General features: G+C 65.4%; 20 protein-coding genes. 18 read left to right on the top strand and 2 right to left on the bottom strand.

Features of this window, described 5'->3' with window-relative positions:
* Window positions 1-26 precede the first annotated feature (26 nt).
* Window positions 27-1,070 carry an AraC family transcriptional regulator gene (locus tag ACOQFS_RS19695; RefSeq protein WP_421564518.1) on the bottom strand — a complete coding sequence of 348 codons (1,044 nt, stop codon included), beginning with the start codon at window positions 1,068-1,070 and terminating at the stop codon, window positions 27-29.
* Window positions 1,071-1,275: 205 nt separating this feature from the next.
* On the opposite strand from ACOQFS_RS19695, the gene ACOQFS_RS19690 reads away from it, so the two are divergent.
* Window positions 1,276-2,982, top strand: coding sequence for a carboxylesterase/lipase family protein (locus ACOQFS_RS19690; RefSeq protein ID WP_421564517.1), 1,707 nt, complete (start codon window positions 1,276-1,278; stop codon window positions 2,980-2,982).
* Between the two features lie 190 nt (window positions 2,983-3,172).
* Here the strand turns inward: ACOQFS_RS19690 and ACOQFS_RS19685 are convergent, their stop codons facing one another.
* Window positions 3,173-3,856 (bottom strand): Crp/Fnr family transcriptional regulator, encoded by a 684-nt coding sequence (locus tag ACOQFS_RS19685; RefSeq protein ID WP_421564516.1) that lies wholly within the window; start codon window positions 3,854-3,856, stop codon window positions 3,173-3,175.
* 218 nt (window positions 3,857-4,074) lie between these two features.
* On the opposite strand from ACOQFS_RS19685, the gene ACOQFS_RS19680 reads away from it, so the two are divergent.
* From ACOQFS_RS19680 to ACOQFS_RS19600, 17 genes are all read left to right on the top strand, one after another.
* A complete protein-coding gene (locus tag ACOQFS_RS19680; RefSeq protein ID WP_421564515.1) occupies window positions 4,075-5,718 on the top strand; it encodes a 3-(methylthio)propionyl-CoA ligase in 1,644 nt (547 codons plus the stop codon).
* 187 nt (window positions 5,719-5,905) lie between these two features.
* On the top strand, window positions 5,906-7,138 hold the full coding sequence (locus ACOQFS_RS19675) for a branched-chain amino acid ABC transporter substrate-binding protein (RefSeq protein ID WP_421564514.1): 1,233 nt from the start codon (window positions 5,906-5,908) through the stop codon (window positions 7,136-7,138).
* Window positions 7,139-7,205: 67 nt separating this feature from the next.
* Window positions 7,206-8,159, top strand: coding sequence for a branched-chain amino acid ABC transporter permease (locus ACOQFS_RS19670; protein WP_421564513.1), 954 nt, complete (start codon window positions 7,206-7,208; stop codon window positions 8,157-8,159).
* A 4-nt stretch (window positions 8,160-8,163) separates the two neighbouring features.
* Window positions 8,164-9,492 carry a branched-chain amino acid ABC transporter permease gene (locus tag ACOQFS_RS19665; RefSeq protein ID WP_421564512.1) on the top strand — a complete coding sequence of 443 codons (1,329 nt, stop codon included), beginning with the start codon at window positions 8,164-8,166 and terminating at the stop codon, window positions 9,490-9,492.
* Window positions 9,493-9,494: 2 nt separating this feature from the next.
* Window positions 9,495-10,280 (top strand): ABC transporter ATP-binding protein, encoded by a 786-nt coding sequence (locus ACOQFS_RS19660; protein WP_421564511.1) that lies wholly within the window; start codon window positions 9,495-9,497, stop codon window positions 10,278-10,280.
* Between the two features lies 1 nt (window position 10,281).
* Window positions 10,282-10,977: an ABC transporter ATP-binding protein gene (locus ACOQFS_RS19655; protein WP_421564510.1), complete on the top strand. Its 696-nt coding sequence runs from the start codon at window positions 10,282-10,284 to the stop codon at window positions 10,975-10,977.
* A gap of 463 nt (window positions 10,978-11,440) precedes the next feature.
* Entirely contained in the window at window positions 11,441-13,540 is a 2,100-nt protein-coding gene (locus ACOQFS_RS19650; protein ID WP_421564509.1) for a 3-hydroxyacyl-CoA dehydrogenase NAD-binding domain-containing protein, read from the top strand.
* A 36-nt stretch (window positions 13,541-13,576) separates the two neighbouring features.
* Window positions 13,577-14,752: an acetyl-CoA C-acyltransferase gene (locus ACOQFS_RS19645; protein ID WP_421564508.1), complete on the top strand. Its 1,176-nt coding sequence runs from the start codon at window positions 13,577-13,579 to the stop codon at window positions 14,750-14,752.
* 148 nt (window positions 14,753-14,900) lie between these two features.
* On the top strand, window positions 14,901-16,085 hold the full coding sequence (locus ACOQFS_RS19640) for a hypothetical protein (RefSeq protein WP_421564507.1): 1,185 nt from the start codon (window positions 14,901-14,903) through the stop codon (window positions 16,083-16,085).
* 84 nt (window positions 16,086-16,169) lie between these two features.
* Window positions 16,170-18,047: an acyl-CoA dehydrogenase gene (locus ACOQFS_RS19635; RefSeq protein WP_421564506.1), complete on the top strand. Its 1,878-nt coding sequence runs from the start codon at window positions 16,170-16,172 to the stop codon at window positions 18,045-18,047.
* Between the two features lies 1 nt (window position 18,048).
* The gene (locus tag ACOQFS_RS19630) at window positions 18,049-18,258 is read left to right on the top strand and encodes a hypothetical protein (RefSeq protein ID WP_421564505.1); all 210 of its coding nucleotides are present in this window, start codon (window positions 18,049-18,051) and stop codon (window positions 18,256-18,258) included.
* A gap of 107 nt (window positions 18,259-18,365) precedes the next feature.
* Window positions 18,366-19,157 carry an SDR family oxidoreductase gene (locus tag ACOQFS_RS19625; RefSeq protein ID WP_421564504.1) on the top strand — a complete coding sequence of 264 codons (792 nt, stop codon included), beginning with the start codon at window positions 18,366-18,368 and terminating at the stop codon, window positions 19,155-19,157.
* A gap of 131 nt (window positions 19,158-19,288) precedes the next feature.
* On the top strand, window positions 19,289-19,720 hold the full coding sequence (locus ACOQFS_RS19620; protein WP_421564503.1) for a PaaI family thioesterase: 432 nt from the start codon (window positions 19,289-19,291) through the stop codon (window positions 19,718-19,720).
* A 101-nt stretch (window positions 19,721-19,821) separates the two neighbouring features.
* The gene (locus ACOQFS_RS19615) at window positions 19,822-20,838 is read left to right on the top strand and encodes an NADP-dependent oxidoreductase (protein ID WP_421564502.1); all 1,017 of its coding nucleotides are present in this window, start codon (window positions 19,822-19,824) and stop codon (window positions 20,836-20,838) included.
* Complete coding sequence (locus ACOQFS_RS19610) at window positions 20,838-21,302, top strand: GNAT family N-acetyltransferase (protein WP_421564501.1); 465 nt, start codon at window positions 20,838-20,840, stop codon at window positions 21,300-21,302. Before ACOQFS_RS19615 ends, ACOQFS_RS19610 begins: the two co-directional genes overlap by 1 nt.
* Before the next feature lie 9 nt (window positions 21,303-21,311).
* Window positions 21,312-22,982, top strand: coding sequence for an isovaleryl-CoA dehydrogenase (locus ACOQFS_RS19605; protein WP_421564500.1), 1,671 nt, complete (start codon window positions 21,312-21,314; stop codon window positions 22,980-22,982).
* 37 nt (window positions 22,983-23,019) lie between these two features.
* Window positions 23,020-23,952, top strand: coding sequence for a glutathione S-transferase family protein (locus tag ACOQFS_RS19600; protein ID WP_421564499.1), 933 nt, complete (start codon window positions 23,020-23,022; stop codon window positions 23,950-23,952).
* Window positions 23,953-23,973 lie beyond the last annotated feature (21 nt).

The following is a 23,973-nucleotide window of genomic DNA, read 5'->3' as shown; positions in this document are numbered from 1 at the left end:
GTGGTTTCTGTGGTTTCTGTGGTGGTTCAGGATCCGGACGCAGCTTCGGTGGGGGTCTGAAGCTGCTGTGATCGGTACTGCCCGGGCGGCATGCCGAACCAGCGCTTGCAGGCGCGAAACAGATTGCTCTGATCCGCAAAGCCCAGCATGTCGGCCACTTCGGCCAGGCTGCGTCGTTCGTCACTCAGGTGCTGGCGTGCCAGCTCGCGGCGTGTGTCATCGAGCAGCTGTTGAAAACACACCGACTCGGCCTGCAACCGGCGCTGCAGCGTGCGGTCGGTGAGGTGCAGCCGCGCGGCGATGTCTTCGCGCCGGGGTTCGCCCAGGTGCAGCACGCGGGCGATCTCGGTGCGCACCCGGGTGCTGGCCAGCGTCTGGCCCAGCTGGTCGAGTTCGGTTTCGACCAGCCGCTCGTGCAGGGCCCACAGGCCCGGGTTGTGGGTGGGAATGGGCGTTTTCAGGTCCGCATCGGCAAGCAGGAAACGGCTCGACGGCTGGCCAAACCGCGGCAGCACGCCAAAGGCCGCGCGGTGGAGGCTGTCGTCGTGCGGGGCTGCGGTGGTCAGGTCCATCGCCAGGGGCACCAGCTCGCGCCGCGTCAGCCAGCAGCACAGGGTGAACAGGGTGAGCACCGCAAATTCGATGCGCTCGCGCGGCACGGGCCGGGTGGCGCCGATGTGGCTGATCGCCAGCCAGCAGCCTTGGCCGCGCGCGTCTCGCGCCATCTCGAACGTGGTGGCGTCCGAGATCAGTGCCATCTGCCGCTGCAGATGCTCAAAGCCCACCAGCAGATTGGGGCCCGACGCGAGGGCATAGCCGACCAGATCCACGTTGCCGTAGCGCGAGGCGAGCTCGCGCGCAAGGCCCAGGCCCGGCAGGCCGTAGCGCAGCACAGCGGCCTCCCACAACCGGCTCACGCGGTCCACATCCACGCGCATCTGCGGCTGTTGCTGCAGTTGATGCAGGTCGATGCCGGCTTCGGCGCACAAATCGGCCGCAGGCAGACCCTGGGCCGCAAACATGTCTGCAACGCCGCGCACCCACGCGGCGGAACTGGTGCGTTGGGTCATGGATGGATCAAGGGGTGGGCATCTGCACGGGGTGCCGTGCACGCTCAGGGTTAACGCGAGGATGGTGGTCTGAAGTCACTGTTTTGGCGCGGTTGCGATAGTGGGCCGATGGCGATGCGTTCACACAATCGTCCCCGAGGTCCGGCCCTGCTGCAAGTGAACGCTTCGCAGAGGCAGGGCCCGAAACCAAAAAAGGAGACAAGACATGGCGGATTTTTACAGGCGCTTGCGGTGCGGCATTGCCGTGCTGGCGGTGCTGGCCGGTGCTGCCGCGTGTGGCGGCTCGGGCGCGGCCCCTGAAGTGCGGCAGACAGTGTATGGCACCGTGCGCGGTGTGGACGACAGTGCTGCGTCCGGCACCTATGCCTGGAAAGGCGTGCCATTTGCGCGGCCTCCCGTGGGTGATTTGCGCTGGCAACCCCCGCAGGAGCCTGCGGCCTGGACGGGCGAGCGCGACACTACCCGCTTCGGCAATGCCTGCCTGCAGATGGGGCGCCTGTACGGGCCGGGGGCGAACAACCGGTTCGACGACACCATCGGCCAGACCCTGGGCAAGCCTGTGGGCAGCGAAGACTGCCTGACGCTGAACATCTGGCGCCCGGCGAACGCGCAGGACAACCTGCCGGTGGTGCTGTTCCTGCACGGCGGCAGCGGCATCTCGGGCTACACCGCAGACCCCGTGTACGACGGTGCCGCACTGGCGCGCAAGGCCAATGCCGTGGTGGTCACCGCCAACTATCGGCTCGATGTGATGGGGTTCTTTCAACTGCCTGCCCTGCACTCCGGCAGCCAAGCGTACACCGGCAACTATGCACTGCTGGACAACATCCAAACCCTGCGGTTCATCCAGGGCAACATCACGCGGTTTGGCGGCAACCCCTCGAACGTGACGCTGATGGGCCAGTCCGCCGGAGCGACCAACGTGCTCGCACTGCTCACGGCGCCGCCCGCTGCGGGGCTGTTCCACAAGGTGTTGCCCATCAGCGCGGGCATATCGCTGCCTGGCAACCTGCCGGCCGGAACGATCCCGACGTTGAACCCCGCCTCGAAATACGCGGCCCAGGCCGGAGCCTTGGTGGCGGCGCTGGCCGTGGCCGACGGCCTGGCAGCCGACGCACCTGCCGCCGCAGCGCTGGTGGCGGGCTGGACGCCCGCGCAGACTGCAGGCTATTTGCGCGGCAAGGACGGACGTGTGGTGCTGCAGACGGTGCTGGCCAGCGGACTCACGGGGTCGGGGCCCATCCCGGACGGCGTGGTGATTCCGGTGGACCCCATCGCGGAGATCGGCGCCGGGCGCTATCACAAGGTGCCGGTGCTGTCGGGCTACACGCTGGACGAGGCCAAGCTCTTCGCGCCCTTCCTGGCGCTGCTGGGCGGCAAGCCTGGCATGAAGATCAGCGATGCCGAGCGCTTCGCCATGACGCAGAACTTCAACCCCGACGCACCCGCTTCGCTGACCGTGGCGGACATCCTGGACCCGTCGTATCTGCCCGTCGACGCGCCCGCCACGGGCTACAACGCCCGCATGCGGATGCTGGGCGCGGCGTTTATCGATCCGAGCCGCGACAACCTGCTAAACACCTTGCGCACCCAACAGTCCGCCGTGTGGAGCTACCAGTTCAACTGGGCCCAGCAACCGGCGCCGTGGAAGGACGTGTACGGCGCGGCCCACGGCTTTGACCTGCCCTTTGTGTTTGGCAATTTCGGCCCCTCGCTGCTGGCCAAGGCGGCCAACAGCACGGCGAACCAGCCGGGGCGCCTGGCGCTGTCGGCCGTGATGATGGACAGCGTGCGTGCCTTTGTGCACAGCGGCAATCCCAACCATGCAGGGCTGGGGCAGGAATGGCAACCCTGGCCGCGCAAGTTCATCTTCGACGCCGACCCGAACGCCGCGCGGCTGAGCGTGCAGTGAGGATGGCGGGTCTCATGTTGCTTTCTTCGTCCTCGGTGCCTGTGCAGCCTGCGGTACAGCCAACGCTCGTGTTCGCGGCCAGTGCCTTGGCGCAAGGGCTGCGCCGACGCACCCCCGGTGCTCTTCAACCGAATCGCGCAGTGGGCCGCGAAAGGGCGCAGGCGCGCGGCGCCTCCATGGGCGGTTCATGTCATGCTGCGGTGGCGGCAAGGTATGCGTTCAGTGCATCGTCATCCACGATGGCCACCCTGCCGAAATCCAGGGACACGATGCCCAGCTCCTCCAGGCTGCGCAGCACGCGGTTCACGGTCTGGCGCGACAGGCCCACGAGCTGGCCCAGCTCGTCCTGCGTCAGGTTGAGCCTGCGCGTGCTGCGCCAGAACAAGCGGCTCAGGTACAGCGCCACGCGGTGCTCGGTGGACTGCGTGCGCCCGGCCTCGATGATGGTCATCGCCTGTGCGAGCCGCATGTTCAGGTGCAGCACCAGGAACTGGTTGAAGCCCAGGTGGGTGTCGCGCAGCGCGTTGAACAGCGGCAAGGGAAGGTTGAGCAGCGTGGTGGGCCGCAGCGCCACCACGTGGTACCGGCGTGGTTCGGGCTTCATGGCCGAGCCTTCGCCAAACCATTCGCCATCTGGCACGCCGATGAAGGCCGACGAGCGCCCCTTGCTCGCCGGGCTCTGCAGCATCACCAGCCCCGACAGCACGGCGTGCCAGCCCAGCACGGCGCTGCCAGCAGGCATCACCACGTCGCCCTTACCGGCCTGGGTGGATGACACCTCGGCACGCAGCCGCTCTTGCAAGGCGCTGGGCACGCTGGCAAACCAGGGCTGGCATTCGATGAACCGCTGGGCGGTGGGCGCAAGGCAGAGCATGCGGCGCATTGTCACTGTTCGCTGCAGCGGGCAGGGTAATCCCTGTGGGTTTGTCAACGGGACGACAGGTGTTGGCAATCGCGCCCGCACGGCGCACACTGCGCAGCACCCCGCAGACCGCGCCACGGCTGCCCGTTCGGCACACGCCGGATGGCACCCAGTGACCCGCGCCGCGCTACGATGATCTTTCCATTCACTACAACATCCAAGGAGCATTCATGCTGGGCCTGATGCAGAGCCAACCGCTTTTGATCTCGTCGCTGATCGAGTTCGCCGAACGCCATCACGGCGACGCGGAGATCGTCTCTCGGCGGGTCGAGGGCGACATTCATCGCTATACCTACCGGGACCTCGCTGCACGCGCCCGCCGCCTGGCCAATGCGCTGGATGCCATGAAGCTGCAGTTCAGCGACCGCGTCGCCACGCTGGCCTGGAACGGCTACCGCCACATGGAGACCTACTTCGGTGTCTCCGGCTCGGGCCGCGTGCTGCACACGGTGAACCCGCGCTTGCATCCCGACCAGATCGCGTGGATCGTCAACCACGCCGAAGACCAGGTGCTGTGCTTTGACCTCACCTTTCTGCCGCTGGTGCAGGCCGTTCACGCCAAGTGCCCCACGGTGAAGAAATGGGTGGCACTGTGCGATGCCGACAAACTGCCCACAGACTCCGGCGTGCCCCACCTGGTGAGCTACGAGGAATGGATTGGCGCCCATTCGCCTGACTACGCGTGGCCCGAGTTCGATGAGAACTCGGCGTCCAGCATGTGCTACACCAGCGGCACCACGGGCAACCCGAAGGCTGCGCTCTACAGCCACCGCTCCACCACGCTGCACGCCTATGCGGCCGCGCTGCCCGACGTAATGTGCCTTTCGGCCCGCGACTCGGTGCTGCCGGTCGTTCCCATGTTCCACGTCAATGCCTGGGGCATTCCGTATTCGGCCGCGCTCACGGGCTGCAAGCTGGTGTTTCCGGGCCCGGCCATGGACGGCAAGTCGATCTACGAACTCATCGAGTCCGAGAAGGTGAGCTATGCCGCGGGCGTGCCCACCGTGTGGCAGATGATGCTGGGCCACATGAAGCCAGCGGGCCTGAAGTTTTCGACGCTCAAGCGCACCGTGATCGGCGGCTCGGCCTGCCCGCCCGCCATGATCCATGCCTTCAAGGAAGACTACGGCGTGGAAGTGCTGCACGCCTGGGGCATGACCGAGATGAGCCCGCTGGGCACGCTGTGCACCTTGAAGAACAAGCACCTCGATCTGCCCAAGGACGAGCAGATGAAGGTGCTGCTCAAGCAGGGCCGCGCCATCTACGGCGTGGACATGAAGATCGTGGGGGCCGATGGCGAAGAGCTCCCGTGGGACGGCAAGACCTACGGCGACCTGCTGGTCAAGGGGCCGTGGATCGTCGACAGCTACTTCAAGGGCGAAGGCGGCCACCCGCTCGTCAAGGACGCCCAGGGCCGGGGCTGGTTCCCCACCGGTGACGTGGCCACCATCGATGCCGATGGCTTCATGCAGATCACCGACCGCAGCAAGGACGTGATCAAGTCGGGCGGCGAATGGATCAGCTCCATCGACATCGAGAACATTGCGATGGCGCATCCGGCCATCGCCATGGCGGCCTGCGTGGGCATGCCGCACCCCAAATGGGACGAGCGCCCCATCGTCGCGGTCGTCAAGCGCCCCGGAGCCGAGGTGTCGCGCGAGGAACTGCTGGCGTTCTACGAAGGCAAGACGGCGAAGTGGCAGATCCCCGATGACGTGGTGTTCGTTGATGCCATTCCGCTCGGAGCCACCGGCAAGATGCTCAAGACCAAGCTGCGCGAGCAGCTCAAGGACTACAAGCTTCCGGGCCTGTGACAGGGTCATTGCAGCACGCATGCCGAGGTCGCAGACAACGATCGACCGGCGTGTTGCCCCAGTGTGGTGCGCCCTCGCAAAGGGCCCATCCAGTCACGTGTGCGACGCTGCTAGGGGCAATCCCTGAGCATCGCATTTGTTGCAACGCGGTACGCTGCGTTGTGTCGATTCACAAGGAGACAAGACCATGAAATTTGCTATTAAGGCTGTAGCAGCCTCGGTAATCCTGGCAAGCGCTGGCGGCGCATTTGCTCAAAAGGGCGAGACCGTCAAGATTGCCTGGCTCGATCCGCTGTCCGGCCTGATGGCTGCGGTTGGCACCAACCAGCTCAAGAGCTTCCAGTTCATCGCTGAAGAGTTCAACAAAAAGAACTCCGCCGGCGTCAAGTTCGAGATCATCGGCATCGACAACAAGCTGAGCCCGCAAGAGACCACCAGCGCCCTGCGCTCGGCCATGGACCAGGGCGCACGCTATGTGGTGCAAGGCAATGGCTCCGGCCCCGCCCTGGCCATCATGGACGCGCTGGAAAAGCACAACGCCCGCAACCCCGGCAAGGAAGTGCTGTTCCTCAACTACGCTGCCGTGGACCCTGACCTCACCAACAGCAAGTGCAGCTACTGGCACTTCCGCCTGGACGCAGACACCTCCATGAAGATGGAAGCGCTGACGACCTACATGAAGGACCTGCCCGATGTGAAGAAGGTCTACCTGATCAACCAGAACTACTCGCACGGCCATCAGGTCTCGAAGTTCGCCAAGGAGATGATGCAGCGCAAGCGCCCCGACGTGCAGTTCGTGGGCGATGACCTGCACCCCCTGGCCCAGGTGCGCGATTTCTCGCCCTACATCGCCAAGATCAAGCAGTCGGGCGCCGACAGCGTGATCACCGGCAACTGGGGCTCCGACCTGGCGCTGCTGATCAAGGCCGCCAACGATGCCGGTCTGAACAACGTCAAGTTCTACACCTACTACGGCTCCGTCACCGGCAGCCCCACCGCCATGGGTGCTGCGGCTGCTGGCCGCGTCTACATGGTCGCCTATGCGCACATGAACCTGCCTGGCCCGCTGAACCCGATCGTGGTCGACTACAAGAAGAAGTTCAACGACGACATGTATACCGGTGCCGTGTACCACGCGTTCACGTTGCTGTCGGAAGGCTTCGTCAAGGCCAAGTCCACCGATCCCGTGAAAGTGGCTGCCGCGCTGGAAGGCATGAAGTTCAAGAGCTTCAACGGCGAAGTCGAGATGCGCAAGACCGACCACCAGCTGCAGCAGGGTCTGTTCATCTCCAAGTGGGAGAAGACCGACGCCAAGCACCCGATCGACTCTGAAGGCACGGGCCACACCTTCATCCCGGTGAAGTACTACGAGCCCTATGTGGCCAGCACGCCCACCTCGTGCCAGATGAAGCGTCCGTAACCCTGGTTGCTGACCTTTCAGGCCCGACCTCCTCGGGCCTTTTTTTACTTTGCGATGAAAAATTCCAATGAATCCTGAGTTTTTCGTGATCTCGTTGCTGAACGGCGTGAGCTACGGGCTCTTGCTGTTCATGCTGAGCTCCGGCCTCACGCTGATCTTCAGCATGATGGGCGTGCTCAACTTTGCGCACACCAGCTTCTACATGCTGGGTGCCTACTTTGCGTTCACCATCTCCGGGGTGGTGGGCTTCTGGCCGGCGCTGGTGCTGGCCCCCCTGGCGGTGTTCGCGCTGGGTGCCGCTTTCGAGCGCTATTGCCTGCGCCGCGTGCACAAGTTCGGCCACGTGCCCGAACTGCTGGTCACGTTCGGCCTTTCCTACCTGATTCTCGAGATCGTGCAGCTCGTGTGGGGCCGCTCCACCGTGCCTTACGGTCTGCCCGAGCAGCTGCAGGGGCCGCTGTTCACCCTCTACGGCACCCAATTTCCCCGGTCGCGTTCGTTCGTGATGCTGGTGGCGCTGGTGATGCTCGTCTCGGTCTGGCTGCTGCTCACGCGCACCCGCATCGGCCTGGTGATCCAGGCGGCGCTCAAGTACCCGGAGATGGTGGAAGCCCTCGGCCACAACGTGCCGCGTGTGTTCATGCTGGTGTTTGGCGGTGGTGCAGCGCTGGCAGGGCTGGCCGGCGTCATCGGCGGCAACACCTACGTGACCGAGCCTGCCATGGCGGCCTCGGTGGGCTCCATCATCTTCGTGGTCGTGGTGGTGGGCGGCATGGGGTCTCTGGCCGGCGCCTTTCTGGCATCGCTGCTCATCGGGCTGGTGCAGACCTTTGCCGTGGCGCTCGACTACTCGCTCATCCATGCGTTCAGCGCGGTGGGCGTTGCCGTGACCGAGCAGACATTCGGCTATCCCTTGCTCAAGCTCACCATTTCTCAGGTGGCCCCCATCCTTCCCTATCTGTTCCTCGTGCTGATCCTGATCTTCCGCCCGAAGGGCCTGCTGGGCACGCGGGAGGACTGACCCCATGAATTCCACAACCACCCATCCTGCCGTGCCCACGGCCACGTCGCACTACCGGTTCAAGCCTTTCAATGTGGGCCGGTTCATCATCTGGACGCTGTTCGCCGTCATGCTCATCGTGGCGCCCATGCTGTTTCGCAGCAGCCTGGCGCTCACCATGCTGTCGCAGATCGGCTACCTGATCATCATCTGCCTGTCTTACAACATCCTGCTGGGGCAGGGCGGCATGCTGAGCTTCGGTCACGCGGTGTATACCGGCCTGGGCTCCTTCATTGCCATCCACGCCATGAACATGGCGGGCGACGGCAGGTTCAACATTCCCCTGGTGCTGATTCCCCTGGTGGGCGGCCTCGCTGGCGCGTTCTTCGCGATCATTCTGGGGTTTGTCACCACCAAGAAGTCGGGCACGACCTTCGCCATGATCACGCTGGGCATCGGCGAGCTGGTCGCATCCATGGCGCTGATGTTTCCCGAGTTCTTCGGCGGCGAGGGTGGCATCACCACCGACCGGGTTTATGGCAAGTCGTTCTTCGGCATCAGCTTCGGCCCGGCCATCCAGGTCTACTACCTGATCGCGGCCTATTGCTTTGTGTGCACCGCAGCCATGTTCGCGTTCACGGGCACGCCGCTGGGCCGCATCCTGAATGCGGTGCGCGACAACCCCGAGCGCGTGGAGTTCATCGGCTACAACACCCAGCGCGTGCGCTACTTCGCCTTCATCATCGCCGGCTTCTTCGCCGGCATCGGCGGCGGCCTGGCCACCATCAACTTCGAAATTGTCACCGGGGCTGACAGCCTGAGCGTGATCCGATCCGGCGGCTATCTGCTCTTCACTTTCCTGGGTGGGGCCACGTTCTTCTTCGGGCCCATCATCGGTGCGGTGCTGCTGGTTCTCGCATCCGTGCTGCTGTCCGAACTGTCGATGGCCTGGCTGCTGTACCTGGGCCTCGTGTTCCTGTTCATGGTGATGTACGCACCCGGCGGGATCGCCAGCCTGATCATGATGAACCTGCGGCTCGCCAAGTACGGCAAGCTGGGTCAGCTGTGGACGTCGTACCTTGCGCTGCTGGGCACGGGTCTCGTTGGCGTGCTGGGTGCGGCCTGCATGATCGAGATGACCTACCACCTGCAGCTCAATGCGGCGCTGGGTTCGGAACTCAGCTTCATGGGCGCGACCATCGACGCGAAGAGCTTCACCACCTGGTTTGGCGCGGTGTTCGTCATGGCCACCGGGTTTGGCCTGTTCGAGCTGTGCCGTCGCCAGTTCGTGAAGCAGTGGAGCCGCATTCAAGAGGAAATTGAACATGAAATCAAGCGTGGGGAGGCTGCGTGAACATGGCCGCTGACAACGCAACCTACGCGCTCGAACTGCGGGACCTGCGCAAGAGCTTCGGCAAGACCGAAATCATCCGTGGCGCCAACCTGGCCGTGGCGCCCGGCGAGCGCGTGGCCATCATCGGCCCCAACGGCGCGGGCAAGTCGACCCTGTTCAACCTGATCAGCGGGCGATTCGCCCCCACCAGCGGCGACGTGATCCTGAACGGTCAGCGCATCAACGGGCTGCCGCCCTATGAGATCAACCGCATGGGGCTGTCGCGCAGCTTCCAGATCACCAACATCTTTCCCAAGCTGTCGGTGTTCGAGAACCTGCGCTGCGGCGTGCTGTGGAGCATGGGCTACAAGTACACCTTCCTGCGGTTTCTGTCGAATTTGCGCGATGCCAACGAGCGGGCGACCGAGCTCATGGAGATGATCAAGCTCGACAAGAAGCGCGACACGCTGGCGATGAACCTCACCTACGCCGAGCAGCGCGCGCTCGAAATCGGCATCACCATCGCGGGCGGCGCCAACGTCATCCTGCTGGACGAACCCACGGCCGGCATGAGCAAGAGCGAAACCACACGTTTCATCCACCTCATCAAGGAAGTGACCGAAGGCCGCACCCTGCTCACGGTGGAACACGACATGGGCGTGGTGTTCGGGCTGGCCGACAAGATCGCCGTGGTGGTGTACGGCGAAGTGATCGCCTTTGACACACCCGACAAGGTGCGCGCCAACCAGCGCGTGCAAGAAGCCTATCTGGGCTCGGCCGTTGCCGACGAGCAGGGGGCAGGACACTGACATGCTGAAAATCGAAAATCTGCACGCCTACTACGGCAAGAGCCATGTGCTGCATGGCGTCACCTTCGACATACAGCCCGGCGAGATCGTCGCCCTGCTGGGGCGCAACGGATCGGGGCGATCCACCACCGCCAAGGCCATCATGGGCCTGGTGGACTGGGAGGGCACCCTGGAATGGAAGGGGCAGCCGCTCAACGGCCGCAAGGCCTACGAGATTGCACACCTGGGCGTTGGCTATGTACCCGAGAGCCGCGACGTGTTTCCCAACCTCACCGTGCACCAGAACCTGTTGCTCGGGCAAAAAGGCAGTGGCAAGGGCAGCCGGTGGTCGTTTGACGACATGTACGAACTGTTCCCGCGCCTGAAGGAGCGCCAGCACACCGAGGCCGGCGTGATGTCGGGCGGCGAACAGCAGATGTTGACCCTGTGCCGCACGCTGATGGGCGATCCGGACCTGATCATCATCGACGAGCCCACCGAAGGCCTGGCACCCAAGATCGTGGAGCTGGTCGGGCAGTACCTGCAGACCATCAAGGCACGCGGCATTTCGGTGCTGCTGATCGAGCAGAAGCTCACCATCGCCATGAAGATCTCGGACCGCGCCCTGGTGATGGGGCACGGCGCCATCGTGTTCCAGGGCACACCCGACAGCCTGCGCGCCGACAACTATGTGCGCAAGGAGTGGCTGGAGGTATAAGGAGGGGGCGATCCCCCTGAGGCGCTGCGCGCCTTCCCCCTTCTCTCGAATCGCTGCGCGATTCGGGAAGGGGAACGCAGCCCTCGCTGCGGGGCGGCCCTTGCTCGGCTGCCCCGGTCTGGGCCGCGCCAGTTTCGGAGTGCTGCGGGGACTTGGCGGCAGCTGAACTGAAGACCCCAAGCCCTTCTTGACCCGAGGGTTGGCTGATGGACGGGGTCTGCTGCCCGGCGCACGGTTCCAGACTCATGTTTGCCCGCGCGAAACCGTTCGGGCTGAGCTGGTCGAAGCCTTGCGCTGAGCTTCGACCCGCCGTGCATGGTCGGCTTTGCTTCTCTACCAGCGGGACGGGAGGGCGCAGCCCTTGTCCCGCCCGGGACAAATTGACACTGTCAAAGCCCATTGAAGTCTCTACAATAAAAACGCACGACCGTTCTTTTTCATCTTCACAAGGAACAACAGCACCATGACCGCTGAATACAAAGTCCACGGCTCCGTTGCCGTGATCACCCTGGCCAATCCGCCCGTCAACGGCCTGGGCCTGGCCACCCGGCAGGGCATTGTGGACGGCCTCGGTCGTGCCAATGCCGACGCGGCGGTGACGTCTATCGTCATCACCGGCGCGGGGGGCGCGTTCTCCGGCGGTGCCGACATCAAGGAGTTCGGCACCGACAAATCGCTGCAGGAGCCCAATCTGCTGTCCGTCATCCAGGCCGTCGAGAATTCGGCCAAGCCCGTGGTGGCGGCCATGCATTCGGTCGCCATGGGCGGCGGGCTGGAATTGGCGCTGGGCTGCCACTACCGCATCGCGGCGCCTGGGTGCGCCATCGCGCTGCCCGAAGTCAAGCTGGGCCTGATTCCTGGCGCGGGTGGCACGCAGCGCCTGCCGCGCGTGATCGGCGTGGAAGCCGCGCTCAACCTCATCGTGAGCGGTGAGCCCGTCAAGAGCGAGATGATCGCCGGCGTGCCCGGTCAGAAGCTGTTCGACAAGATGGCCGCCTCGCCCGAGTCGCTGGCCGAAGAGGCACTGGCCTTTGCCCAAAGCGTGGCGGATGCGCGTCCTCTGCCCCTGGTGCGCAACTTCCCCTGCAAGCACCCCGAAGGTGACGCGTACTTCCAGTTCGCGCGCAACATGGTCAAGGGCATGGCCAAGAACTTCCCCGCGCCCGCCAAGTGTGTGGACGCCGTCGAGGCCGCCACCAAGAAGAAGTTTGCCGAGGGCATGCTGATCGAGCGCGAAATCTTCATCAACCTGATGTGGACCCCCGAGTCGCGCGCACTGCGTCATCTTTTCATGGCCGAGCGCGCGGCGAGCAAGATCCCCGACGTGCCTTCGGATACGCCCAAGCGCGACATCAAGCTGGTGGGCGTGATCGGCGCGGGCACCATGGGTGGTGGCATCTCCATGAACTTCCTGAACGCGGGCATTCCCGTCAAGATCCTGGAGATGAAGCAGGAAGCGCTGGACCGTGGCGTGGCCACCATCAAGAAGAACTACGAAGCCCAGGTCAAGAAGGGCAAACTCAAGGAAGACAAGTACGCGCAGCGCATGGCGCTGTTGTCCACCACCTTGAGCTATGACGACCTCAAGGACTGCGACCTCATCATCGAAGCCGTTTTCGAGGAGATGGGCGTCAAGGAAACCGTGTTCAAGAAGCTGGACGAAATCGCCAAGCCCGGCGCCATCCTGGCCTCCAACACCTCCACGCTGGACGTGGACCAGATCGCAGCATTCACGAAGCGCCCGCAGGACGTGGTGGGCATGCACTTCTTCAGCCCCGCCAACGTGATGAAGCTGCTCGAAGTGGTGCGCGGCAAGGAAACCGCCAAGGACGTGCTGGCCACCGTGATGGCGATTGGCAAGAAGATCAGGAAGACGGCCGTGGTCTCCGGCGTGTGCGATGGCTTCATCGGCAACCGCATGATCGAGCGCTACAGCCAGCAGGCCGGCTTCTTGCTGGACGAAGGCTGCACGCCCCAGCAGGTGGACAAGGCGATCGAGAAGTTCGGCTTTGCCATGGGTCCGTTCCGCATGGGCGACCTGGCCGGCAACGACATCGGCTGGGCCATCCGCAAGCGCCGCTACACCGAAAAGCCTGACATGAAGTACAGCAAGACGGCCGACCTGTTGTGCGAGCTGGGCCGCTTCGGCCAGAAGACCGGTGCGGGCTGGTACGACTACCAGGCCGGCAAGCGCGACGCGATCCCGAGCGACGTGGTGAACAAGATGATCGAGGAGCACCGCAAGACCTTGGGCGCGGCCCCGCGCAAGATCTCCGACGACGAGATCGTGCAGCGCCTGGTGTTCGCGTTGGTCAACGAAGGCGCCAAGATCCTGGAAGAGGGCATCGCCAGCAAGTCCGGCGACATCGACATGGTGTACCTCACCGGCTACGGCTTCCCCATCCACCGCGGCGGCCCCATGCACTACGCCAGCGAAGTGGGCCTGTTCAACGTGGTGCAGGCGATGAACCGCTTTGCGCAAAACCCCATGGACGACGCCAACGCCTGGAAGCCCGCGCCGCTGCTGGCCAAGCTCGCCGCCGAAGGCAAGGCCTTCCAGTAAGCCCCGCACAGGCACCTACCGATTAAAGGAATTCACATGACCTCCGCAGTGATTGTTTCCACCGCCCGCACGCCGCTTGCCAAAAGCTGGAAGGGCTCTTTCAACATGACCCACGGCGCCACGCTGGGCGGCCATGCCGTGCAGCACGCTGTGCAGCGCGCCGGCATCGACGGCGCTGACGTCGACGACGTCATCATGGGTTGCGCCACACCCGAAGGCGCCACGGGCAGCAACATCGCCCGCCAGATCGCGCTCAAGGCCGGCCTGCCGATCACGGCCTCCGGCATGACGATCAACCGTTTCTGCTCCTCGGGCCTGCAGACCATCGCCACCGCCGCCCAGCGCATCATCGCGGGCGAGGGCGACGTGTACGTGGCCGGTGGCGTGGAAAGCATCTCCTGCGTGCAGCAGGAGATGAATCTGCACATGATCCAGGACTTGGCCCTTGCCAAGCAGAAGCCCGAGATCTACTGGAGCATGCTGCAGACCGCCGAGCAAGTGGCCAAGCGCTACAACATCGGCCGCGACGCCATGGATGAATACGGCGCTGCCAGCCAGCAGAAGGCCTGCGCCGCCCAGGCCGCCGGCCTGCTCGACGCCGAGATTGCGCCCATCACCGTCACGGCCGGCGTGGCTGACAAGACGCTGGGCCTGATCACCAAGCAGGTCACGGTGAGCAAGGACGAAGGCACGCGCGAAGGCACGACCAAGGAAGGCATCAGCGGCATCCGCTCGGCGCTGCCCGGCGGCCTGATCTCGGCCGGCAATGCCAGCCAGTTCTCCGACGGCGCCGGCGCCTGCGTCGTGACCAGCGAGGAATACGCCAGTGCCAAGGGCCTCAAGCCCCTGGGCCGCTTCCTGGGCTTTGCGGTGGCGGGTTGCGAGCCTGATGAAATGGGCATCGGCCCCGTGTTCGCCGTGCCCAAGGTGCTCAAGAAGCTGGGCCTCAAGGTCGAGGACATCGATCTGTGGGAACTGAACGAAGCCTTTGCCGTGCAGGTGATCTACTGCCGCGACAAGCTCGGCATTCCGCCCGACCGCCTCAACGTGAACGGCGGCGCGATCGCTGTGGGCCATCCTTATGGCGTGTCGGGCCAGCGCCTGACAGGCCACGCTCTCATCGAAGGCAAGCGCCGCGGCGCCAAGAAAGTGTGCGTGACCATGTGCATTGGCGGCGGCATGGGTGCGGCCGGCGTGTTTGAAGTGTTCTGATCTTCGGCTTTGATGGCTGAATGGCGTGCCCCCGCTGACCAACGGTCAGCGGGGGCATTTTTTTGGTGTCGTGGGTTGTGCAGCGGCACGTCGTGTGCAGGGTTGCCGCTAAACTTTTCCGCTCCAGTCTGACCTGTGGGGCGCGCCCGTGTTGTTCGATTCCGCCGACTACTATTTCGCCGACTTCCATACCGGGCTTCCCAAAGAGGCGGCGGCCACACACATCGGCATGTATGTGGCCTGGCTCACGCTGCGGGGGCTGGGCAGCGAGGAGCTGAATGCATACGCAGACGACCTGCACGCCCGGCGCATCGGCTGCGCGGATTTTCTGATGGACGCCTGCGACGGCAAGTTCGGCCCTCATGACGTGACGGACGAGGGGCGGTCCTTCTCCCAGCACTACTTCACGCGCGACTACGAGGTCGACTACCGCTCGGTCTTTGAAAGCCAGTTCCTGCGCACCGGCCACGCACTGGACGACTTTTGCAGCGTGCCGGGCCATTGGCACAACTATGACCGCATGGCGCTGGTGCTGAACCGCCGCTTCATGGATTGGAAGGCGCTGCGCAGCCCGTCGAGTGCAGCCCCACCGCCTGTGCTGTCGCCGCCCGATCGGGTGCTGGGCCTGGTGCAGCAGGCGCTGAACGGCTTTCTGGCGGCCGAAGGGTTTGTGCACGACCCGGACAACGAACCGCAGATGATGGATGCGCCGACGCCCGAACGTGCCGGCCGCTTGTTTCGCATGGACTATGACGGCGGCCGCCATTGGCTGCTGCTGGTGGTCAAGCGCACTGCGCACGGGGCATTTGCGCTCACCTTGACAGTGGCGTCGCGCCTGGACGTCGTGGCCGAGCGCATCCGCGACCACGGTCTGCCGGAGTTCTTCCAGGACACGCTGGATGATCCTTTGCCCTACACCGCGCTGCTCAGGCTGTACCAGTGGCTTCGGGCCGATCCGGTGCTTTTTGTGGAGGCCGACGACAACCATGGCAGCCAGCTGGTGTTTCGCACCCCCGAAGAACTGGCGGCCGGACTGCCGGTGCTGGCGCAGCGCTGCCGCACCATGCTGGGCCCGCTGCTCAAGAAGCTTTCGACGGTGCAAGGACTGGATGCGCTGCGCTGCACCAGCCCCTTGGCAGAGTCGATGCTGTACACGGACCCCTTCAACCGCCTCGTGCTGTGCGCGGCGGAGGCTGCGCGCAACCCGCGCATCCTCGCGTTGTGTGACGAACTGGAGGCCCTGGGCCGCGACCCGCAGGCCCCCGGGCCGCGCATGTTTGGCGCCGGGCTCATGGCCCACATCGACCAGGTGCGCCGCCGCAACGGGGGCTGAGCGCGGGCAGGGCGCCGGCGCCTGGGGCTGCGCCCGTCGCCCAGCGGACACCGCCGCAGTGGCTCCCCCAACATAATTTGCAGCATGACCACCCTACGCTCCACCCTCGAATTCCTGCTCTACAACTGGCTGCAGTCCGAATCGCTTGCCACGCGTGATCGTTTCGCAGACCACTCGCGCGAAACCTTTGGTGCGGTGATGGACACCTGCGAGCGCATTGCCCGCGAAAAATACGCGCCCTTCAACCGCGTGGTGGACACCGAGGAGCCCCGCACCGAGACCCAGCCCGACGGCACGCTGCGCGTGGTGCTGCCGCAGGCCACCTACGAGGCGCGCCGTGCGTATGCCGAATCGGGCCTGCTGAGCGCCGCCCAGGACTACGATGTGGGCGGCATGCAGCTGCCCTACACGGTGGAGGCCGCGGCCGGCAGCTTCTTTGCGGTGGCCTCGATCAGCATCGGCTCCAACCTGCTGACGTCGGGCAATGCCAACCTGCTCATGGTGCACGGCACCGAGGCGCAAAAGCGGGTGTTTGCGCTCAACGAATTCAACGGCCGCTGGTCGGGCACGATGTGCCTTTCAGAGCCTCAGGCTGGCTCGTCATTGTCGGATGTGGCCACGCGCGCCACGCCCGATGGGGCGGATTTTGAAAGCGACCCGCTGGGCCCACGCTACCGGCTCAAGGGCAACAAGATGTGGATCAGCTCGGGCGACCACGAGCTGACCGAGAACATCGTGCACCTGGTGCTGGCCAAGATTCCGGGCCCCGATGGCAAGCTGGTGCCGGGCGTGAAGGGCATCTCGCTGTTCATCGTGCCCAAGAAGCTGGTCGATACCGACGGCAAGCTGACCGGCGAGCGCAACGACGTGGCCCTGGCCGGGCTGAACCACAAGCTGGGCTGGCGCGGCACCACCAACACCCTGCTCAACTTTGGCGAAGGCACCTACCCTGTGCGAGGCGAAGCTGGCGCCGGGCTCGACGGTGCGGGCAGCGGCGCCGTGGGTTACCTGGTGGGCAAGCCGGGCGAGGGCCTCAAGTGCATGTTCCACATGATGAACGAGGCGCGCATCGGCATCGGCATGGCCGCCACCATGCTGGGGCTGGCCGGCTACTACGCCAGCCTGGACTACGCCCGCAACCGACCCCAGGGCCGCCCCGTGGGCAAGGCCGGCAAGGACGCGAGCGCCCCGCAGGTGCGCCTGATCGAGCATGCCGACATCAAGCGCATGCTGCTGGCGCAAAAGAGCTACGGTGAGGGTGCGCTGGCGCTGAACCTGTATTGCGCCCGGCTGGTGGACGAGCAGCACACGGGCACGCCGGAAGCTGCCGACGAGGCTCGCCTGCTGCTGGAGGTGCTCACACCGATTGCCAAGAGCTGGCCCAGCGAATGGTGCCTGGAGGCCAATAGCCTGGCCATCCAGATCCACGGCGGCTACGGCTACACGCGGGATTTTCCGGTGGAGCAGTACTGGCGCGACAACCGCTTGAACATGATCCACGAAGGCACGCACGGTATCCAAGCCATGGACCTGCTGGGCCGCAAGGTGCTGATGGAAAACGGCCGGGGCCTGCAATTGCTGGCCGCCCGCATCAACGACACGGTGCAGCGCGCGCTGCAGGTGCCTTCGCTGGCGGCCCATGCCAACGCGCTCGCCGGTGCGCTGCAGCAGGTGGGCGCGGCCACCAAGGCGGCCTGGGCCACGGGCGAGCCGGCCGACGCGCTGGCCAACGCCGTGCCGTACATGCAGGCCTTTGGCCACATGGTGCTGGCCTGGGTGTGGCTGGAGCTGGCCCTGGCCACGCAGGCTGCGGACGAATCGCTGGCGCAGCCCGCAAGCGTGGGCCGCATGGGGGCCATGCAGTTCTTCTTCCGCTACGAGCTGCCCAAGATCGGCGCGTGGCTGCAGGTGGTGAGCACGCGCGACGCCACCTGTGCCGACCTGCCCGAAGAGGCGTTCTGACATGGCGTCGGAACGCACGCGGCTCGTCGTGGAGCGCCTCACCTGGGTGTTCATCTACGGCGGGCTGCTGACCCTGGTGCTGGGTCTGGCCACATCGCGGCAGGATGCCGCCATGGGCTGGTGGCTGACGGTGGGCGGCGGCCTGGCAACGGCCGCCGGTGTGGCGCTGATTGCGCTGCGCGCCCGCATGCAGTCCGGGCCCCGCCCATGACCTTTCGGCACACGGTGCCGCGCGAAGCCCTGGCCGCACAATGCAAGCCCGGCAATGCAACCCAATAACGCAACCCCTACAACACCCACCCTTTCGCAGGAGACAACATGACACGCACCATCCAACAACTGTTCGACCTCAGCGGCAAGACCGCCTTGGTTACCGGCGGCTCGCGCGGCCTGGGCCTGCAACTGGCGCATGCGCTGGGCGAGGCGGGCGCCAAGATCGTGCTCAGCTCGCGCAAGGCGGCCGACCTGGAAGAGGCGGCCGCCGATCTGAAGGCCGCGGGCATCGACGCGAGCTGGATCGCTGCCGACTGCGCCAGGGAGGAAGACATCCGCCGCCTGGCCGACGAGAGCCTGCAGCGCCTGGGCCACGTCGACATCCTCGTGAACAACGCGGGGGCTGCCTGGGGCGCCCCGGCCGAAGACCATCCGGTGGAAGCCTGGGACAAGGTGATGAACCTGAACGTGCGCGGCTATTTCATCCTCTCCCAGCACATCGCCAAGCACAGCATGATCGCGCGGCGCAGCGGCAGCATCATCAACGTGGCCTCCATCGCCGGCCTGGGCGGCAACCCCAAGGGCATGAACACCATTGCTTACAACACGTCCAAGGGTGCGGTGATCAACTTCACCCGTGCGCTGGCGGCCGAATGGGGCGCATACAACATCCGCGTGAATGCCATTTGCCCTGGCTTCTTCCCCAGCAAGATGACCGTGGGCACCCTGAAGGCCATGGGCGAGGAGGCCCTGGCCGCGCACGCGCCCCTGGGCCGCCTGGGCGACGATGAGGATCTGAAGGGCCTGTGCGCGCTGTACGCTTCGGATGCGGGCAAGCACATCACGGGCCAGTGGCTCGCCGTGGATGGCGGCGTGAGCATCGTCACGGGTGGTTGATTCGTTGGGTCGGATTCGTCGTGCCTCCAACACCCGTTCGGGCTGAGCCTGTCGAAGCCTCGCGCTGCGCTTCGACAGGCTCAGCGTGAACGGCTATGAGTGCATTGATGTCCATGTTCTGAGGAAATCCCTTGAAAAGTTTCGGTGTCGAAATCCCCTTTGTCAGCCATCTCGGCTTCACGCTGCACCGCATGGAGAAGGGCGAATCCGAGCTGCGCTACGAGGCCAGGCCCGAGCACCTCAACTCGTTTGCCGTGACGCATGGCGGTGCGTCGATGACGCTGCTGGACGTGACCATGGCCACGGCGGCGCGCAGCGAGACGCCGGACATGGGCGTGGTCACGATCGAGATGAAGACCAGCTTTATGCAGCCCGCGCGCGGGCCGCTGGTGGCCAAGGGGCGGCTGATCCACCGCACGGCCACCATGGCGTTCACCGAAGGCACGGTGTTTGACGCTGAGGGGCGCGCGTGCTGCCATGCCACGGGCACGTTCAAGTACGTCAAGCGCTTGCCGGTGGACGGGCGCAACGTGAACGATCTCAAGGTCATCTCGACCGACTGAGCTCAAAAATTCAAATAAAAACCGGCTTCAGCGCTTATTGGATAAGCGCTTATAGCTATCAAATTCATAGTATTCATCGGCATTTCAGAAGGAGTTCCTCCATGCCCCGCAACCAACAGATCGTTCTCGACAACCGCCCGCAGGGCGAAGCCGTGGCCAGCAACTTCAAGCTGGTGGCTGCCGACACGCCCGCGCTGAAAGACGGCGAGGTGCTGGTGCGCCACCACTACCTGAGCCTGGACCCGTACATGCGCGGCCGCATGAACGAAAGCAAGAGCTACGCCGCCAGCCAGGCGCTGGGCGAGGTGATGATCGGCGGCACCGTGGGCGAGGTGGCCGAAAGCAAGCACCCCAAGTACGCCGTGGGCGACAAGGTGGTGGGCATGGGCGGCTGGCAGGAGTACAGCGTGGTCGCGGCCGACCAGCCCGGCGCGCTGCGCAAGGTGGACACCACCCATGTGCCGCTGTCGCACTACCTGGGCGCCGTGGGCATGCCGGGCGTGACAGCCTGGTATGGCCTGGTCAAGATCATCGCGCCCAAGGAGGGCGACACCGTGGTGGTGAGCGCCGCCACCGGCGCCGTGGGCAGCGCCTTTGCGGCCCTGGCCAAGGCGCGCGGCTGCCGTGCCGTGGGCATTGCGGGCGGTGCCGAAAAGTGCAAGTACGCGGTGGAAGAGCTGGGCTTTGACGCCTGCATCGACTACAAGGAACACAGCGATGTGAAAGCCATGTCCAAGGCCTTGAAAGAAGCCTGCCCGAATGGCATCGACGGCTACTTCGAAAACGTGGGCGGCTGGATCATGGACGCCGTGATGCTGCGCATGAACGCCTTCAGCCGCATCGCGCTGTGCGGAATGATCGCGGGCTACGACGGCCAGCCCCTGCCCATGGCCAATCCCGCGCTCATGCTCATCAACCGCATGAAGGTCGAAGGCTTCATCGTGAGCGAGCACATGGAAGTCTGGCCCGAGGCACTGAAGGAGCTGGGCACCCTGGTGGGCACCGGCAAGCTGCGCCCGCGCGAAACCATTGCCCAGGGCATCGCCGCCGCGCCCGAGGCCTTCCTGGGCCTGCTCAAGGGCAAGAACTTCGGCAAACAACTCGTCAAGCTGATCTGATGACGCTGCGTTGGGTCTGGGCCCGCTTTGATGACCTGGGTGTGCATGCGCTGCATGACGCGCTGGCGCTGCGCTGCAAGGTGTTCATCCTGGAGCAGGGCCCCTACCAGGACCCGGACGCGGCCGACAAGCAGTCGCATCACCTCGTGGGCTACGACGCGGCCGGCGTGGCGCAGGCCTGCCTGCGTGTGGTGGACCCGGGCGTGAACTACACCGAGCCCTCCATCGGCCGCGTGGTCACCGCCAGGGAAGCGCGCGGCAACGGCACGGGCAGGGCGTTGATGGCCGAGGGCATCGCCCGCTGCAGCCAGGCCTGGCCCGGCCTGGGCATCCGCATCAGCGCGCAGGCGCATTTGCAGGGCTTCTACGGCGGCCTGGGCTTTGTGGCCGTGTCCGACGAGTACCTGGAAGACGATATTCCCCACATCGAAATGCTGAGGCGGGGTGACCACCCCGCCGCCTGAGGAGCCGCCATGACTGCAGCCCGTCTTGCCGCCACCCACGAGGTCTTCAACCAGGGCACACCCTGGGCGGACGTGAACCTGTTCACCACCAATCCGCCCTTGCAGGACGCGCTGCGCCTGCATGCCCCCGGCCTGCCGCTGGCGGGCCTGACCGCGTTGGGCGCGGAAATGGGCTCGGCCGACATGCAGTCGCATGCGCGCCTGGCCAACACCCATAAACCCCAGCTGCGCACGCACGACCGCTACGGTCACCGCACCGATGTGGTGGAGTTCCACCCCAGCTACCACACGCTGATGGGCGCGGCGCTGCGCCACGGCCTGCATGCCACGCCCTGGTCGCGGCAGGACACGGGCCACGCGCACATCGAGCGGGCTGCGGGCTTCATGCTGTTCACCGAAGCCGAACCTTCGGTGCTGTGCCCGGTGTCGATGAGCTACGCCGTCACCCCTGCGCTGCGGGGCAACGCCGCCGTTTGGGCCGACTGGGGCCAGGGCCTGGCGGGTACGCAGTACGACCCGCGCATGGCGCTGTTCTCGCAAAAATCCGCGCTCACCATGGGCATGGGCATGACCGAGAAGCAGGGCGGGTCGGACGTGCGCGCCAACACCACGCAGGCCGTGCCCGATGGCGAGGACGCCTGGGGTGCGCGTTACCGCATCACCGGGCACAAATGGTTCTTCTCGGCGCCCATGTGCGATGCCTTCCTGGTCCTGGCGCAGGCGCCCGGCGGGCTGACCTGCTTCTTCCTGCCGCGCATGCTGCCTGATGGCGGGGAGGGCAGCGTCAACGCTTTGCGCATCCAGCGCCTGAAGGACAAGCTGGGCAACCAGGCCAATGCGAGTTCGGAGGTCGAGTTCATCGACGCCCTGGCCTGGCGCGTGGGCGAGGAGGGGCGCGGCGTGGCGCAGATCCTGGAGATGGGCACCATGACGCGGCTGGATTGCGCGCTGGGCACCAGCGGCCTCATGCGCCAAGCGCTCGGCATCGCGCTGCACCATGCGCGCCAGCGTTCGGCCTTTGGCAAGAAGCTCATCGACCAGCCGCTGATGCGCAATGTGCTGGCCGATCTTGCTCTTGAAAGTGAAGCAGCTACCGCTCTATCCATAAGGCTTGCAAGTGCTTTTGACCACAAGGACAAGAGCGAGCACGAGGCCGTGATGGCCCGCCTGCTCACGCCCGTGGCCAAGTTCTGGGTGTGCAAGCGCGGCAGCGCGTTTGCGCAAGAGGCCATGGAATGCCTGGGCGGCAACGGCTATGTGGAAGAGGGTGGCGAAGGCACCATGGCGCGCATCTACCGCGAGATGCCGCTCAACTCCATCTGGGAAGGCGCGGGCAACATCATGGCGCTGGACCTGATGCGCGCCCTGCGCCGGGCCGACACTGCCGCCGCGCTGGACGCTGAGCTGGCCCCGGCGCGCGGCGCCCACCCGGCACTGGACCGCCTGGCGGGTGCGTTGCCACTGCGCGTGGACGCGATGACGACCGAAGCCGAAGCGCGGCGCCTGGCGCAAGATGTAGCCCTGGCCGTGCAAGCCGCCCTGCTGCTGCGCAGCGCGCCCGGCGCCGTGTTCCGCGCGTTCTGCGATTCGCGTCTGGGCGGCGACTGGGGTTACGCTTTCGGCACGCTGGGGGCCGGCGTCAACCTGGATGTCGTGCTGGCCCGCGCTTTGCCAACCTGATTCTTCATTTTTTTGCCTGCTGTTTGCGGAGATCGCCATGTCCCACCTCATCCTGCACCACTACCCGTCGTCGCCGTTCTCCGAAAAGATCCGCCTCGTGCTGGGCTACAAGCAACTGGCCTGGAAGTCGGTGATCATCCCCAACATCGCGCCCAAGCCCGACGTGGTGGCGTTGACCGGCGGCTACCGCAAGACGCCCTTCCTGCAGATCGGTGCCGACATCTACTGCGATTCGGCCTTGATCTGCGACGTGCTGGAACATGAACAGCCGGAGCCCGTGCTCTACCCTCCGCACCTCAAGGGGGTGGCCCGTGTGTTTGCCCAATGGGCCGACAACAACCTGTTCTGGGCCGCCATGGCCTACAACCTGCAGCCCAAGGGTGCAGCGGCGCTGTTCGCCAACCTGCCGCCCGCCGCCGCCCAGGCGTTTGGCGAAGACCGCCGCGAGATGAGCGCGGGCATGCAGCGCCTGCGCCCGGCCGACGCCACCGGCGCCTACCGCTCCTACCTGCGCCGCATTGCCCACATGGCCGAGGAGCACGAGTTCCTGTTCGGCGCCGAGCCCTGCCTGGCCGACTTTGCCGCCTATCACCCGCTGTGGTTCACGCGCCAGTGCGTGCCCGTGATGGCCGACATCTTTGCGGCCACACCGGCCGTGCTGGAGTGGATGGACCGCATGGGCACCCTGGGCCACGGCCGCATGGAGAAATTCAGCGCCGCCGACGCCATCACCGTGGCAGCCGGCATGGAGCCTGCGCCCCTGCATGACGACGTCTTCCAGGACGAGCACGGCATTCCGCTGGGCAGCCCGGCCAGCGTCGCCGCCGAAAGCTTCGGCACCGAACCCACCGAGGGCGAGCTGATCGCCGCCACCCGCACCCGCTACACCTTGCGCCGCACCGACCCGCGTGCGGGCACGGTGCATGTGCATTTCCCACGCATTGGCTATGTTTTAAGAGCATCCCCCTGAGCGGCTGCGCCGCTTCCCCCT

This window comes from Paracidovorax sp. MALMAid1276 (assembly GCF_049198005.1).
In the GTDB taxonomy this organism is placed as follows: Bacteria; Pseudomonadota; Gammaproteobacteria; order Burkholderiales; family Burkholderiaceae_C; genus Acidovorax.
Note: the sequence above shows the minus strand (reverse complement) of the source record. Positions and strands in the feature narration are given on the sequence as shown.